The 14,585-nt window shown below is 71.6% G+C and carries 12 protein-coding genes; 6 read left to right on the top strand and 6 right to left on the bottom strand.

Going from position 1 to position 14,585, the window contains the following annotated elements:
• Window positions 1-8 precede the first annotated feature (8 nt).
• Together NV348_RS03555 and NV348_RS03550 are read left to right on the top strand one after the other, a co-directional pair.
• On the top strand, window positions 9-1,250 hold the full coding sequence (locus NV348_RS03555; RefSeq protein WP_447145674.1) for an acetoin utilization protein AcuC: 1,242 nt from the start codon (window positions 9-11) through the stop codon (window positions 1,248-1,250).
• Window positions 1,243-3,990: a bifunctional acetate--CoA ligase family protein/GNAT family N-acetyltransferase gene (locus NV348_RS03550; protein WP_447145673.1), complete on the top strand. Its 2,748-nt coding sequence runs from the start codon at window positions 1,243-1,245 to the stop codon at window positions 3,988-3,990. Before NV348_RS03555 ends, NV348_RS03550 begins: the two co-directional genes overlap by 8 nt.
• Before the next feature lie 111 nt (window positions 3,991-4,101).
• Here NV348_RS03550 and NV348_RS03545 read toward each other — a convergent pair whose 3' ends face one another.
• The 3 genes from NV348_RS03545 to NV348_RS03535 form a co-directional block, all read right to left on the bottom strand.
• Window positions 4,102-5,070: a sigma-70 family RNA polymerase sigma factor gene (locus NV348_RS03545; protein WP_022566390.1), complete on the bottom strand. Its 969-nt coding sequence runs from the start codon at window positions 5,068-5,070 to the stop codon at window positions 4,102-4,104.
• A gap of 170 nt (window positions 5,071-5,240) precedes the next feature.
• Window positions 5,241-6,758 (bottom strand): DUF7782 domain-containing protein, encoded by a 1,518-nt coding sequence (locus NV348_RS03540; protein WP_447145672.1) that lies wholly within the window; start codon window positions 6,756-6,758, stop codon window positions 5,241-5,243.
• Window positions 6,759-6,989: 231 nt separating this feature from the next.
• A complete protein-coding gene (locus NV348_RS03535) occupies window positions 6,990-7,739 on the bottom strand; it encodes a VOC family protein (protein ID WP_447145671.1) in 750 nt (249 codons plus the stop codon).
• A gap of 201 nt (window positions 7,740-7,940) precedes the next feature.
• Between NV348_RS03535 and NV348_RS03530 the strand changes: the two genes are divergently transcribed.
• Window positions 7,941-9,317 carry an MFS transporter gene (locus tag NV348_RS03530; protein WP_447145670.1) on the top strand — a complete coding sequence of 459 codons (1,377 nt, stop codon included), beginning with the start codon at window positions 7,941-7,943 and terminating at the stop codon, window positions 9,315-9,317.
• On the opposite strand, the gene NV348_RS03525 is transcribed toward NV348_RS03530, so the two are convergent.
• The gene (locus NV348_RS03525) at window positions 9,288-9,647 is read right to left on the bottom strand and encodes a DUF3099 domain-containing protein (protein ID WP_218716952.1); all 360 of its coding nucleotides are present in this window, start codon (window positions 9,645-9,647) and stop codon (window positions 9,288-9,290) included. The two genes, NV348_RS03530 and NV348_RS03525, sit on opposite strands and share 30 nt — an antisense overlap.
• Before the next feature lie 143 nt (window positions 9,648-9,790).
• Between NV348_RS03525 and NV348_RS03520 the strand changes: the two genes are divergently transcribed.
• Window positions 9,791-10,030, top strand: coding sequence for a DUF3039 domain-containing protein (locus NV348_RS03520; protein WP_189024012.1), 240 nt, complete (start codon window positions 9,791-9,793; stop codon window positions 10,028-10,030).
• Here the strand turns inward: NV348_RS03520 and NV348_RS03515 are convergent.
• Complete coding sequence (locus NV348_RS03515) at window positions 10,000-10,977, bottom strand: YihY/virulence factor BrkB family protein (RefSeq protein ID WP_447150922.1); 978 nt, start codon at window positions 10,975-10,977, stop codon at window positions 10,000-10,002. The two genes, NV348_RS03520 and NV348_RS03515, sit on opposite strands and share 31 nt — an antisense overlap.
• A gap of 445 nt (window positions 10,978-11,422) precedes the next feature.
• Between NV348_RS03515 and NV348_RS03510 the strand changes: the two genes are divergently transcribed.
• Window positions 11,423-13,066 (top strand): DEAD/DEAH box helicase, encoded by a 1,644-nt coding sequence (locus NV348_RS03510; RefSeq protein WP_495885078.1) that lies wholly within the window; start codon window positions 11,423-11,425, stop codon window positions 13,064-13,066.
• A 7-nt stretch (window positions 13,067-13,073) separates the two neighbouring features.
• Here NV348_RS03510 and NV348_RS03505 read toward each other — a convergent pair whose 3' ends face one another.
• Complete coding sequence (locus tag NV348_RS03505; RefSeq protein WP_447145668.1) at window positions 13,074-13,676, bottom strand: TetR/AcrR family transcriptional regulator; 603 nt, start codon at window positions 13,674-13,676, stop codon at window positions 13,074-13,076.
• A 146-nt stretch (window positions 13,677-13,822) separates the two neighbouring features.
• Between NV348_RS03505 and NV348_RS03500 the strand changes: the two genes are divergently transcribed.
• Window positions 13,823-14,557, top strand: a complete 735-nt coding sequence (locus NV348_RS03500; RefSeq protein WP_447145667.1) for an SDR family NAD(P)-dependent oxidoreductase — start codon at window positions 13,823-13,825, stop codon at window positions 14,555-14,557.
• The last annotated feature ends 28 nt before the right edge of the window (window positions 14,558-14,585 follow it).

Raw genomic sequence — 14,585 nt, 5'->3', positions numbered from 1 at the left:
TGGCGAGCATGGTCACGCCGCCGCACAGCGAAGAGCCCGGGACCGTCGTGTGGACCGAGCGATTCCTCGGCTACACCTGGAGTCCGGAACACCCGATGAAACCGGCGCGTCTGAAGTTCACCATGTCGCTGGCCGAAAGTCTGGGCGTCCTCGACGGTGTCGAGCCGTTGGCGCCGGCCGCGGCCACCCAGGCCGACCTCCTGCGGGTGCACAGCAGCGCCTACATCGAGGCCGTTCGGCGCGCCGGTGACGGACCGCCGACGCCCGAGGACACGGTGTACGGCTTGGGAACCGCCGACAATCCCCTCTTCCCACGCATGCACGAGGCGGCGTCGGTCATCGTGGGCGGCACGCTCGCCGCGGCCAGGGAGATCGCGGCCGGGCGGACCCGGCGGGCGGTGAGCATCGGTGGTGGGATGCATCACGCCATGCCCGACGCCGCCGCGGGCTTCTGCATCTACAACGACGCCGCGATCGCGATCTCGTGGCTGCTCGATCACGGCTACGACCGCATCGCCTACCTCGATGTCGACGTCCACCACGGCGACGGCGTGCAGCGCGCGTTCTACGCCGATCCCCGGGTGCTGACGATCTCGTTGCACCAGCATCCGGCGACGTTGTGGCCCAACACCGGCTGGCCCACCGAGACCGGACTCGGCGCGGCGGAGGGCACCTCGATCAACCTGCCGCTGCTGCCCGGCACCCGGGATGCCCAGTGGCTGCGCGGGTTCCACGCGGTGGTGCCCGGCGCGGTGGCCGCGTTCCGGCCGCAGATCATCGTCAGCCAGTGCGGGGTGGACACCCATCGCGAGGACCCGCTGGCCGACCTGGAACTCACCGTGGACGGTCAGCGCGCGGCCTTCCTGGCGATGCGTGATCTGGCCGACCGTCATGCCGAGGGCCGCTGGCTGGCCATCGGCGGCGGGGGGTACGGCGTGGTGCGGGTGGTGCCGCGCGCCTGGACGCATCTGCTCGCTGCGGCCCTGGACCGGCCGCTGGCGCCGGAGACGCCGGTCCCGGCCGACTGGATCGAGGAGGTGCGCGCCGCCTCACCCCGGGTGCAGCCGCCGACCAGCATGGGGGACGGCGGTGATACCGCCTATCGTCGCTGGGACGGTCCCGGCGGTACCCCCGAGTTCGGTGACGCGGGCCAGATCCGGGCTCAGCGGGCGATCGACACCGCCATCACGGCCACCCGGCGGGCGAGTTTCGCCCTGCTCGGGCTCGACCCGGAGGACCCTCGTGACTGAGCCGCTGCTGCCCGACACCCCCGATACGCCCGCGAATCCGCCTGCGCCACCCCAACACTGGTACGGCGATGTGCTCGCCTCCGACGGCGGCGTGGTCCGGGTGCGCCCGATCGTGCCCGGCGACGCGCCCGCCCTGGCGACGTTCCACGCCGCGCTGTCGGACCGCACCCGGTACCTGCGCTATTTCGGTCCGTACCCGCGGATCTCGCCCAAGGACATGTACCGCACCACCCACGTGGACTACCGCGACCGGGTCGGGCTGGTCGCCCTGCTCGGGGACGCGATCATCGGTGTCGCCCGGTACGAACTGCTCGACCGGCAGGGTCCGCGCGCCGCCGAGGTTGCCTTCGTCGTCGCCGACGAGCATCAGGGCCGCGGTCTGGGCTCGGTACTGCTCGAGCACCTCGCCGGCGCGGCGGCCGAGAACGAGGTGGTCGCCTTCGTCGCCGAAGTGCTCGCCGAGAACGAGGCGATGATCACCGTGTTCCGCGACGCCGGCTACCAGCTGCAGCGCAGCCGCGACGGCGCCGAGGTACACCTGGAATTCGCGATCGATCCCACCGAAGCGCTACGCACCGTGCGGGATTCGCGGGAGGCGGCCTCGGAGGCCCGCAGCGTCGGCAATCTGCTCGCGCCCGGCTCGGTGGCGGTGATCGGCGCGTCGCCCGAGCACACCAGGGTGGGTGGCGCCGTGCTGGCGAACCTGCTCGCCGGCGGCTTCCGCGGGCCGGTGTTCCCGGTGAACCCGAACCGGCGGTCGGTAGGTGGGGTGCGCGCCTACGCCACGGTGCGCGAGATTCCCGACGAAGTGGACCTGGCGGTCGTCGCGGTGCCACCGGCCGCGATCGGTTCGGTGCTCGACGACTGCATGGCCAAGGGAGTCAAGGGCCTGGTGGTGCTCACGGCGGGCTTCGGCGAGACCGGACCCGAGGGCCTGGCCGCCGAACACGACCTGGTCGCTGCGGCCCGCGGCCACGGCATGCGGGTGGTCGGGCCCAGCGCGCTCGGCATCGCCAACACCGACCCGGCGGTCGGCCTCAACGCCACCCTGGCCCCGGTGCTGCCCGGGCGCGGGCGGATCGGGTTCTTCTGCCAGTCCGGGCCGCTCGGCGCGGCGATCCTCGGCGAGGCCGCGGCCCGCAATCTCGGTCTGTCGACGTTCGTGTCGGCGGGTAACCGCGCCGATGTCTCCGGCAACGATCTGCTGCAGTTCTGGGACACCGCCGCAGACACCGAGGTGATCCTGCTGTACCTGGAGAGCTTCGGTAATCCGCGCAAGTTCTCCCGGCTGGCCCGGCGGGTCGCGCGAGGTAAGCCGATCGTGGCGGTGAGCAGCGGCAGGCTGGCCGCGGGCGCCGATATGGACCGCACGGTGGTGCGCGACCTGTTCGCCCAGGCCGGGATCATCCAGGTCGATTCCATCTCGGAACTGTTCGACTGCGCCGCGCTGCTGGCGTGTCAGCCGTTGCCGCGCGGGCCGCGGGTGGCGGTGGTCGGCAACAGCGCCGCGCTGAACTGGCTGGCCATCGACGCCGCGCACGGCGAGGGCCTGCGCGTGCACCGGCCGACAACGGCCGTGGACCGTGGTCCCGGCGTGCGGCCGACCCAGCGCACCGCCCACAGCGCACCGATCGACGGGCCGGTGGATCTGGGGCCGGAGGCCACTCCCGCCGACTATCGGGAGGCGGTGCAGGCCGCACTGCGCAGCGACGAGGTCGACGCCGTGATCGTCGTGGTCGCCCCGCCGGTTCCGGTGCCGATGACCGGCTTCGCCGACGCGCTGCGGGCCGCGGCCGCGTCGGCGCCGGGCAAGGACAAGCCGGTGCTGACCACCTTCGTCGCCGAGTCGGGCGTTCCGAAGCTGCTCGCGGTCCGCACGACCGGTGGCGCGCCGGGCCGGGGCTCCATCCCGTCCTATCCGGACCCGGAACGCGCGGCCAGGGCACTGGCCAGGGTCGAGCGGTACGCGCGCTGGCGGGACCGGCCGGTCTCCCCGGTGGTGCGGCCGCCCGGTATCGACACAGCGGCCGCCTCGGCCCTGGTGGAGGGGTGGCTGGCGGACTCGGGCGGGCGCTGGCTCACCGACGAGGAAACGGCGCGGCTGCTGGGCTGCTACGGCGTCGAGGTGGTCGAGTTCCGGGCGGTGCGCGATGCCGAGCAGGCGGTCGCGGCCGCCGAGGAACTGGGCTATCCGGTCGCGGCGAAAGCCACCGGGGAACTGTGGCGGCGCAGGCCGGACCTGCTCGGAGTCCGCCTGGACCTGTGGACGCCCGACGCGGTCCGCCAGGCCTACACCGACCTGGTCGAGATCTGCGGCGATCCGCTGCTGCACGTGCAGAAGATGGCGACCAAGGGCATGGGTTGCGTCCTGCGCGTCACCGACGACCCTTCGTTCGGTTCGGTCATCGAATTCGGGCTCTCGGGTCTGATCATCGAGTTGCTCGGGGATCGTGCCTTCCGCGCGCTGCCGCTCACCGCCGAGGAATCCGCGGCCCTGATCGAGGCGCCGCGCGCGGCGCCGCTGCTGTCCGGTGGTCAGGCCGGACCGGCGGTCGACAAGGCGGCCCTGGCCGAACTGGCGCAACGCATCTCGGCCCTGTTCGACGACATCCCGCAGATGCGTGAGCTGTCCTGCGATCCGGTGCTTGCGGCGCCGTCCTCGGCCGAGATCATCTACGCGCGCGCCCGGATCGGCCCGGAACCGAGCCGATTCGACGCCGGGCCGCGGCGGCTGGGCTGAGCGGGTCCCCGACGAACAACGCCGACCGGCTCGCGGCCCCGGAGGGGAGAGGTCGCGGACACCGGTCGGCGTTTCGGCAGACGACCCCGCGGGGCCGTCGGGTTCTCGGGATCAGCTGGCGTAGGCGCGCAGCCGGTCGGCGCGCTCACCCTTGCGCAGCTTGGACATGACCTCGCGCTCGATCTGACGGACCCGCTCGCGGGACAGACCGAACAGCTTGCCGATCTGGTCCAGGGTGCGGGGCTGACCGTCGTCGAGGCCGAAGCGCAGGCGGATGACCTGCTGTTCGCGCTCGTCGAGGGTGGCCAGGACGCTGCGCACGTCGTGGTGCAGCAGGCCGGCGATGACCGCGCTCTCGGCGGACGTGGCCTCGGAGTCCTCGATGAAGTCGCCCAGCGGGGCTTCCTCGTCGTTGCCGACCGGCATGTCGAGGCTGACCGGGTCGCGGCTGTGGTCGAGCAGGTCGGCGATCTTCTCCACCGGGATGCCCGACTCGTTGGCGAGTTCGGCGTCGGTGGCCTCGCGGCCGAGCTGCTGATGCAGTTCACGCTTGATCCTGGCGAGCTTGTTGACCTGCTCGACCAGGTGCACGGGGAGCCGGATCGTGCGGCTCTGATCGGCCATACCGCGGGTGATGGCCTGGCGGATCCACCAGGTGGCGTAGGTGGAGAACTTGAAGCCCTTGGCGTAGTCGAACTTCTCCATCGCGCGGATCAGTCCGAGGTTGCCCTCCTGGATCAGGTCGAGCAGCGGCATGCCGCGGCCGGTGTAGCGCTTGGCCAGCGAGACGACCAGGCGCAGGTTGGCCTCGAGCAGATGCGAGCGGGCGGCCTGCCCCTCGCGGACCAGAATCGCCAGATCACGCTTGCGGGTGGCCGATAACCGCTTCCCGGTCTCGAGCAGGTGCTGGGCATACAGGCCCGCCTCGATACGCTTGGCCAACTCGACCTCGTCGGCCGCCGTGAGCAGTGCCGTGCGGCCGATTCCGTTCAGGTACACGCGTACCAAGTCGGCGGCCGGGCTCTGGGCGTCGATATCGGACTCGCTGGGGCGCACACGAGTAGTGGCGGGGCTTGTCATGACTTGCCTCCTGTCGGTGGTGTCTCACTCCGATCAACGGACCCGACTGAAGGAAAGTTCCCGATCGCGTCGGTGATAAACCGCTCTGAGCTGCGGGTTCCCACCTCTACGGCTGAGAAGTTCCTGAGAAGAGCACCGTGGCCGGAACTCGGCCCCCACCACCGGTCGGATCAGACCGGTCGCACCAATCCGTGGCGCACCAAACCGGCAACGACACCGAGTGCTTGGGCGGCGAACTCCGGGGTCACCTCGTCGGCGCCCTCGGCGAGGGCCAGCAGTTCGAGCAGTTCGTACAACGGCAGACCGTCCGGTCGCATTCCCGCGACCAGGGCCACCGTCGACTCGTCGACCTCGTGCTGCCAGCGCGGACCGTCCCCTCGGTGCAACCGCGCGACCTGCTCGGCCCAGCCGTGCTCCCCGGGCAGATACACCCGTTCCAGGGCGGTGGCCGGGCTCGGTGCGAACCGGGACGTCCAGGCGAGGGTGTTGTCGGCGGCCACGGCGCGCAGCCACGCCGAGCGCGCGAAGTAGGCGGGCGCCTCGCTGCCGAGTGGATCGTCGAAGCCGTGGGTGAGGTCCTCGGCCATCAGCTCGGTCGGTCCGTCGATGGCGTGCAGGTAGACGAACCCGAAACCGATGCCCTCGACATCGGCGGCTTCGAACGCCGCCAGCCACGCCTCGGCGCGTTCCTGAGCGGCCGGGTCGCGCGGGTCCAAGCCCGCGTCGCGCAGCCAGGTCCCCACGTAGAGCGCCGGATCGGCGACGTCGCGCTGCACGACCCAGGCGTCGACGCCGTGGGCGGGCAGCCACGACGACACCCGCTGCCGCCAGTCCTGCCCCGCCACGTGCACCCAGGCGGCGAGCATGGCCGCGGTGCCGCCGGGCGCCAGCAATCCGGGCGCCTGGCCGATCACCAGCTCGCTGGCGCCGTCCAGTGCCAGCCCGGAGTCTCGATAGGTGTGTTCGATGCGTGCCGGGCCGACCACGAACGGCGGATTGGCCACGATCTGATCGAACTTCCGGCCGGTCACCGGTTCGAACCAGGATCCTTCGAGCAGTTCGATGTCGAGTTCGTTGAGCGCGGCGGTGGCCTGGGCCAGCCACAGCGCCCGCGCGTTGACATCGGTGGCGGTGACCCGGCCCGCGTAGCTCGCCGCGTGCACGGCCTGCACACCGCAGCCGGTACCCAGGTCGAGCAGGGTGCCGACCGGTTCGGTCGGCGTGGCCCGCAGCAGTGACAGCGACGCGTGCCCGACACCGAGCACGTGGTCCTCGGTGAGGGTGCGCCTGCGCATCGAATCGTCGAGGTCGGACAGGATCCAGCGGGTGCCCGCGCCGGTGTCGAGCGGGCGCAGATCCAGTGCGGCCCTGAGTTCGTCGCCGTCGCGGGCCAGCAGACCCGCCGCGACGGCGTCGTCGATCCGCACCGGCGACAGCGCGACGGCGACCTCGCGCTCCGGCAGCGCGTCACCGAGCAGCAGCAGCCGGATCAGCGTGCCGAGCTCCCCGGCCGCCCGCGCGGCCCGGCGCACCGGCACCGGCTCGGACCGGCCGAGCGCGGCGTGCACGTCGGGGCCGAGTGCTTCCACCAGCGTGTCGGCGTCGTAGCCGACCCGGATCAGCGCCGTGCGCAGGTCCGGGCACAGCGTGGTGAGCAGGGAACCGGTGGTGGCGGGGTTTGTAGACACCCGCCTACTCTGCCAGGGCGATGCGGGCCGGGATCGACCAGATACGGCCGCGTGTCGCGCAGGCCGGACCGGCGAGGTGTCTTGCGCCGCTCCGTGCCGGGGCACGCTCGTGGCCGAATTCACCGCCGCAGGTCGGCTCCGGCTGTGCTGGGCGTTCGAGTGGTGATGACGGTGTTCGGCCGCTGCCGGAGGGCAGATCCGGCTGCGCCGCGGTCCGAACCGTGGCGACGGTCAGCCGGTGTAAGGGTCGCGGCCGGTGACGCAGTAGAGCGCGGAACCGGGGTCGCGCAGCACGATCCAGCGTTCGGCGTCCGTGACCCGGGTCGCGCCCAGGGTTTCGTGCCAGGAGGCGGTGGCGGCGATGTCGGAGGAGGCCAGGTCCGGGTGGGCGCCTGCGGGGCGTGGCTCGTCGAGACGCTGGAGCAGGAAATGCAGCGGCTGGTCGGGACCGCGCAGGCGGGAGAATTCGGGACGGCGGCCCGGCTGATGGGTCCAGCCGGTCAGCGCACGCCAGAAGGCGGTGTCGGTGGCGATGTCGGCGGGGGACAGGTCGAGGCAGATCTGATCGAGGCGGGTCACGGTGCCGTCGGGCGCGGTCGACACGACGACCGGGGGCGGCGTCGCGTCCTCGGGCGCGGCGGCGACCTCGCGGACCGGGGTGAAGCAGAACGTCTGTCCGGCGGGGGATTCCAGCACGGTGTAGTCGCGCTCGACGGTGACGACCCGCGCGCCGAGAGCGGTCGCGGTCGCCACCGCGGCGGGGATGTCGTCGACATCGAGGTCGAGGTGGATGCCGCCGTCGTCACCGACGCGCTGCATCTTCAGCCAGGCGGGCCCGGTGGCCGGCAGCAGGGTGACGAATTCGCCCTGCGCGCCCCGGGGTTCGGACACGGTGGAGCCGGTGACCGTGGCCCAGAACCGCACGCAGTCGTCGAAACCGGCGGCGGGGCGGTCGAGGAAGGCCCACGTCCAGCGAATCATGCTGCCTCCGTTTCGGTGTGGATCGCGTTCGCGGCGCCGCCGACGGATCGTCGGCGGGCACCTGAGGTCCTGTCCGCACGGTAGGCGGCCGCGGGCGCGCTGTCGACCGCGATTGCGCCGCACCGCGCATTGGCAGGATATCGATGAAAGATGTCATCGCGGCCACTCGTTCGTGCCGCGAAGTTCCGGCACCCTGTTCCGGTGACCGATCTCCGCGCACCCCTGCCGCCCACCGGCGACGACCCGGCCGACCGCGCCACGCCCATCCCCGGCGGCGACGCCGCCGATCGGCTCGGCGACGCCGCCCGGCGCGGTCGCGCCCCGCACCCCGCGTGGATCGTGGCGGGCGTCGGCTTCGTCGCCCTGCTCGGCGCCGCCGCCTTCCGGTCGGTCCCGAGCGTCCTGATCGATCCACTGCACGCCGAATTCGGCTGGTCGCACGCGACGATCTCGGCCGCCGTCTCGCTGAACATGCTGCTCTACGGCGTGATCTCACCGTTCGCGGCCGCGCTGATGGATCGGTTCGGCATCCGCCGGGTGGTGTGCTCGGCGCTGGTGCTGATCGCGGCGGGCAGTGGGCTGACGGTGTTCATGACCCAGGCCTGGCAGCTGGTGGCGACCTGGGGCCTGCTGGTCGGGGTGGGCGTCGGGTCGATGTCGATGCCGTTCGTCGCCACCATCACCGGCCGCTGGTTCGTGCGCAGCCGCGGCCTGGTCACCGGCGTGCTCACCGCGGCGGGCGCGACCGGTCAGCTGGTGTTCCTGCCGGTGATCTCGATGCTGGCGCACGAGCACGGCTGGCGGCTGCCCTCGGTGATCGTGGCGGGTGTGGCGTTGGCCGTGGTGCCGCTGGTGTGGCTGTTCGTGCGGGACTACCCGAGCGATGTCGGGGTGCGGGCCTACGGCGCGGCGCCCGAGTCGGACCCGGGGGTGCGTGTCGCGGTCGCCGGTGGCGCGAGCCGGGCGCTGAAGGTGCTGGCCTCGGTCGCGCGCAGGCCCGGATTCTGGCTGCTGGCAGGTGGTTTCGCGGTGTGCGGCGCGTCGACCAACGGCCTGGTCGGCACGCACTTCGTGACCGCGGCTCACGATCACGGCATGCCGCCCACCACCGCGGCGAGCCTGCTGGCGCTGGTCGGGATCTTCGACGTGGCGGGCACGATCGCCTCGGGCTGGCTCTCGGATCGGGTCGATCCGCGCTACCTGCTGCTCGGGTACTACTCGCTGCGTGGGCTCTCGCTGCTGATCCTGCCCTCGCTGCTCGGTCCGCACACCCAGCCCAGCATGTGGGTGTTCGTGGTCTTCTACGGTCTGGACTGGATCGCCACCGTCCCGCCGACGGTGCTGCTGTGCCGGGAGCTGTTCGGGGCCGACGGGCCGATCGCGTTCGGCTGGGTGTTCGCCGCGCACCAGGTCGGTGCGGCGATCGCGGCCACCGGCGCGGGGCTCATCCGCGACCTGCAGGGCTCCTACGACCTGGCCTGGTACCTCGCCGGCGCGCTGTGCGGCCTGGCGGCACTGATGTCGATGCTGGTGCGGCGCCCGCGGACGTCAGCCGTCGATGGCCTTGTGCGGGCGTGAGTCCAGGGCGATCTGGTTGGCGCGGCCGTCCCAGCGGCTCGGCTCGTCCTTGGTGCGCGGCGGCCGGTCGTTGGCGATGAGCACGGCGATCCACGGCAGCGGCACCGAGGCCACGATGATCAGGATCGAGATCAGCGGGTTCTCGAACGCGCTGTAGGCGACCGCGGCCAGGATCAGGCAGGGGATGCGGAAGGCCATGATGATCGTGTAGCGGCGGACACGGGCGCGATGCTGGTCGTCGAGCGACGGCGCGGCCTCGGTGATGAGCACCGGGTGCTTGGCGTCGGCGCCGGGGAAATAGCCGCGCGAGGAACTCGGCGCGGCGGGCATCGTCACCTCCGGGTCCGGTGTCGGCTCGTCGGCGCCGGGGGTGTCGCCGTGGGACTGCATACCCCGAGTCTTCCACTCGGCGCCGGCGAACGCACACGCGGCTGGTCAGCGATGCGCGCCCGGGATACGGCATCATGGAAGGCGTGAGTACAGACACTCTGGTACGCCCGGAAACCACGACCGACGAGACGACCGGCGACGACGTCCCCAAGTTCTTCCACTACGTGAAGAAGGACCGGATCGCCGAGAGTGCCGTGATGGGCACCATGGTCGTCGCACTGTGCGGTGAGGTCTTCCCGGTGACGCGTTCGCCCAAGCCCGGCTCGCCGGTCTGCCCGGACTGCAAGAAGGTCTACGACGGCTTGCGCAAGGGCGGCGACTGAGCGGGTTCCGCGATCGGTGCGGTCGGCGCCTCCGCTGAGGCGTCGGCCGATTCGTCGCGTCCGTCGTCGTCGCCACGCACCTTGCTGAGCCATTCCTTGACCTGCTCGATCCGGGTGGCCCTGGCCGGCCAGAACTCCTGCACCACGGCGTTGAACTCCGCGCCGAGGATCACCGCGAAGCCGAGGAAATAGGTGAACAGCAGGAACGCGATCGGGGTGGCCAGCGCGCCGTAGCTCACGCCGGTGGCGGTGATCCAGGCCAGGTACCGGCGCAGCAGGTCACTGGCCCCCATGAAGAACACCCCCGCCACCAGCGCGCCGCCGAAGAGCCGGTGCCAGGGCAGCGATTTGTGCAGCGCCAGCTTGTAGAGCGTGGTCAGCCCGACGATCAGCAGCAAGCCCACGATCGGGTAGTAGAACGTGTCGATCAGGCGCAGGCCCGGTTCGCGCCAGGCCTCGGGCAGGACCCGGCCGATCCGGGTGGGCCCGAGCGCGATCACCGGCAGGATCAGCACCGCCGCCACCAGGAACTGCACGTACAGCAGCAGTGCGAAGATGCGCTGCCAGACCGGGTGCCGGGCGTCCTGCTGGTCGTGCGCCTCCACGATCGCGTCGACGAAGGTCGCCATCGCCGAGGACCCGGCCCACAGCGACAGCACGAAGCCCACCGACACCACCGCGCCGCGGCCACGGCCGAGCACGTCGTCGACGGTGGGTTCGATCAGGTCGGAGACGACCGACGGGCTGAAGAACTCCCGGCTGAACGCGATGATCTTGGCTTCCACGATCTGTACCGTGTCGGGCCCGAACAGCCCGCCCACATAGCCGAGGCTGCCGAGCAGGCCGAGCAGCAGCGGTGCGAGCGAGAGCGTCTGCCAGAAGGCGGCGGCGGCCGATTTGGCGAAGATCGAGTTGTTCCAGCACTTCTGGGCCACCCGGACCACCAGCCGCCACGCCATGAGCAGCCACCGCACCACCCGGGCGTGTTCGCGGGGACGTTGCCCGGCGGCCTCGGTCCGGGTCGCGGGCAGTGGGGGCGGACCGCCGGGCGGGGATGCCTGCGGCGGGTGTGCCGCGTCGGCTGCCCGGATCTGGTCGTTGCTCATCGTGTGTCCAGCATCCCGCACGACGGTGGTCCGTGTGGTGCGGGCCGGGCATCGTGTCGTCGGGTAACAGGTAAATGGCCGGTGACCTCGGGCTCGTTTGTGATGCCTGTCGCCCACCCCGCGTCGGTTTGGCGACACGCCGTGTCGGGCGGCTAGGGTCGTCTGCGTGACTGGGTCGGGTGGCGTCGCTGCGGCGAGAGAAGCGGGTACACCGGGCGATGCGGCCGCGGGGGGTGCGTCGGGGGGTTCCCTCCGCGCCTGGCAGCGGCGCGCGCTCACGAAATACCTGGCCACCAAGCCACGCGACTTCCTCGCGGTCGCGACCCCCGGTGCGGGTAAGACCACCTTCGCCCTGCGGGTAGCCGCGGAGTTGCTGGCCGATCGCACGGTCGATCAGGTCACCGTCGTCGCGCCCACCGAGCACCTCAAGCACCAGTGGGCCGCCTCGGCCGCGCGTTCCGGGATCCAGCTGGACTCCCGCTTCTCCAACAGCACCGGCGGCACCTCGGGCGACTATCACGGCGTCGTGGTGACCTACGCCCAGATCGCGGCCCATCCCGCGCGGCACCGGGTACGCACCGAGAACCGCCGCACCCTGGTGATCCTCGACGAGATCCATCACGCGGGTGACGCCAAGAGCTGGGGCGAGGCCACCGAGGAGGCCTTCGGTGACGCGACACGCAGGCTCGCGCTGACCGGAACCCCGTTCCGCAGCGACGATTCCAAGATCCCGTTCGTCACCTACGAGCCCGACGAGGCCGGTTTCCCGCGCTCGCGCGCGGACCACTCCTACGGTTACGCCGACGCCCTCGCCGACGGCGTCGTGCGCCCGGTCGTCTTCCTGGCCTACTCCGGTGACGCGCACTGGCGCGACAGCGCGGGCGAGGAGCACACCGCCCGGCTCGGCGAACCGCTCAGCGCCGAACAGACCGCGCGTGCCTGGCGCACCGCCCTGGACCCGGCGGGCGACTGGATCTCGGCGGTGCTGCGCGCGGCCGACACCCGGCTGCGTCAGTTGCGCGCCTCGGGCATCCCCGACGCGGGCGGCCTGGTGATCGCCACCGACCAGGAACGCGCCCGCGACTACGCCGAACTGCTGGAACACATCTCGGGGGAGCGGCCCGCGGTGGTCCTGTCCGACGACCCGCAGTCCTCGAGCCGCATCGACGAGTTCGCCAAGGGCACCCAGCCGTGGATGGTCGCGGTGCGCATGGTGTCCGAGGGTGTCGACGTGCCGCGCCTTGCCGTCGGCGTGTACGCGACGAGCGCGTCGACACCGCTGTACTTCGCCCAGGCGATCGGCCGGTTCGTGCGTGCGCGCAAGCCGGGGGAGACCGCCAGCGTCTTCCTGCCGTCGGTGCCGGTCCTGCTCGACCTGGCCGCTCAGCTCGAGTTGCAGCGCGACCACGTCATCGGCAAGCCGCACCGGGAGAAGAACGCGCTCGACGACGAACTGCTCATCGACGCCAACAAGACCAAGGACGAGCCGGGCGAGGAGGAGAAGTCCTTCGTCGCGCTGGCCGCCGACGCCGAGCTCGACCAGGTGATCTACGACGGCTCCTCCTTCGGCACCGCCACCATCGCGGGCAGCGACGAGGAAGCCGACTACCTGGGCATCCCCGGCCTGCTCGACGCCGACCAGATGCGCGCGCTCCTGCGCGAACGACAGACCCGTCAGCTCGCCGACCGCAGTGCCCAGGGGTCCGCGGCCCCCGCGCCCGCCGCGGTCGTCGAACGGATCGCGACGTCGGACAAGCTGGGTGAACTGCGCCGCGAACTCAACAGCCTGGTCGCGATGCACCACCACCGCACCGGCAAACCGCACGGCGTGATCCACGGTGAGCTCCGCCGCGAATGCGGTGGTCCGCCCACAGCATTGGCCACCGCCGACCAGCTGACCGAGCGCATCGCGGCCCTGCGGCGCCAGTAAGCCTGCGCTACGCCGTCGAGGCCGCGAGGACCCGCAGCGCGCTGTCGACGGCGGCACTGAGTTCGGCGTGGCCGACGTCGTCCCTGGCCTGGATCGAGAGGCCGTAGAGGACGGTGCTGTACAGCGCCGCCAGCGCGGCTGTATCGGTGCCGGGCCGCAGGTCACCCTCGGCGACGCCGCGGTCGAGGCGCGCGTGGATGTCGGCGGTGGTGTGGCGGCGGGCCTCGGCGAGGAACTCGCGGACCGAGGCGTTGCGTGTGGTGTAGGTAGCGCCCGCCAGGACCACCATGCAGCCGTGCGGCAGGTCGGGATCGGTGTAGGTGGTGATGTTGTCGCGCAGCATCGCCTCGATCGCGGCGTAGGCGGTGGGTTCCTCGCGCAGTGCCCGCGCCGTGCGTGACCCTTCGGTGCGGCCGTAGAGCTCGACCGCGGCGCGGAACAGGGCTTCCTTGTCGCCGAAGGCGGCGTAGAGGCTGGGGGAGTTGATGCCCATGGCGGTGGTGAGGTCGGCCATCGAGGCGCCGTCGTAGCCGCGTTCCCAGAACACCTCCATGGCACGCCGCAGGGCGACGTCGCGGTCGAAACCGCGCGGGCGGCCGCGTTCTGCCATGGCGAACCTTTCTGTGTCGACCGACAAATGTACCCCGGGGCCGGCCGCCGGGGAATTCTGTATCGGTCGGCAAGAAACTATTGACGTGAGACCGCGGCATGCGCTTGAGTATTTATGTATTGATCACTACATAAAGGAGTGAACCGATGACGAGCAGCACCGTGGCCCTGGTGACCGGCGGCAGCCGGGGGATCGGCGCCGCCATCGCCCGCACACTGGCCGGCGCGGGCGCCGACGTGGCGTTCACCTATCAGCGCGACGAGGCCGCTGCGAAGGCCGTCGCCGCCGACATCGAGGCGCTGGGCAGGCGGGCCGTGCCGATCCGGGCCGACAGCGCCGACGCCGGGCAGATCACCGCCGCCGTCGACCGGACCGCCCGGGACCTGGGCGGCCTCGACGTGCTGGTGAACAACGCGGGCATCTTCCCGGCCAAGCCGTACGGGGAGTTCGGCCTCGACGAGATCGACCGCGCGCTCGACATCCACGCGCGCGCCCCGTTCGTCGCCGGTCAGGCCGCGCTGGCGTACCTGGGCGAGGGTGGGCGGATCATCTCCATCGGCTCGAACCTGACCGACCGCGCGCTCTTCGGCGGGCTGGCGCTCTACAACCTCAGCAAGTCGGCGCTCAACGGCTACACCAAGGCACTGGCCCGCGAACTCGGCCCGCGCGGGATCACCGTCAACCTGGTGCAGCCGGGACCGACCGACACCGACATGAACCCGGCGGGCAGCGATCACGCGCCGGTGCAGCGGGAGTTCAACGCGCTGGGGCGATTCGGCGCGCCCGAGGACGTCGCCGATCTCGTCGCGTTCCTCGCCGGTCCCGCCGGGCGGACCATCACCGGCGCGATCATCACCATCGACGGCGGCACCAACGCCTGAGCGGGCCGGGACAGTGCGCGGCGGCGGT

The sequence above is a fragment of the Nocardia fodinahabitans genome (assembly GCF_052983615.1).
This window is presented reverse-complemented; position numbering and strand designations above follow the sequence as displayed.

What these genes read in the sequence shown, in the direction of transcription:
- NV348_RS03555 (WP_447145674.1), top strand. Translation starts at nt 9, where the DNA reads ATGGTCACGCCGCCGCACAGCGAAGAGCCCGGGACCGTCGTGTGGACC.
- NV348_RS03545 (WP_022566390.1), bottom strand. Translation starts at nt 5,070, where the DNA reads ATGACAAGCCCCGCCACTACTCGTGTGCGCCCCAGCGAGTCCGATATC.
- NV348_RS03535 (WP_447145671.1), bottom strand. Translation starts at nt 7,739, where the DNA reads ATGATTCGCTGGACGTGGGCCTTCCTCGACCGCCCCGCCGCCGGTTTC.
- NV348_RS03525 (WP_218716952.1), bottom strand. Translation starts at nt 9,647, where the DNA reads ATGCCCGCCGCGCCGAGTTCCTCGCGCGGCTATTTCCCCGGCGCCGAC.
- NV348_RS03505 (WP_447145668.1), bottom strand. Translation starts at nt 13,676, where the DNA reads ATGGCAGAACGCGGCCGCCCGCGCGGTTTCGACCGCGACGTCGCCCTG.
- NV348_RS03500 (WP_447145667.1), top strand. Translation starts at nt 13,823, where the DNA reads ATGACGAGCAGCACCGTGGCCCTGGTGACCGGCGGCAGCCGGGGGATC.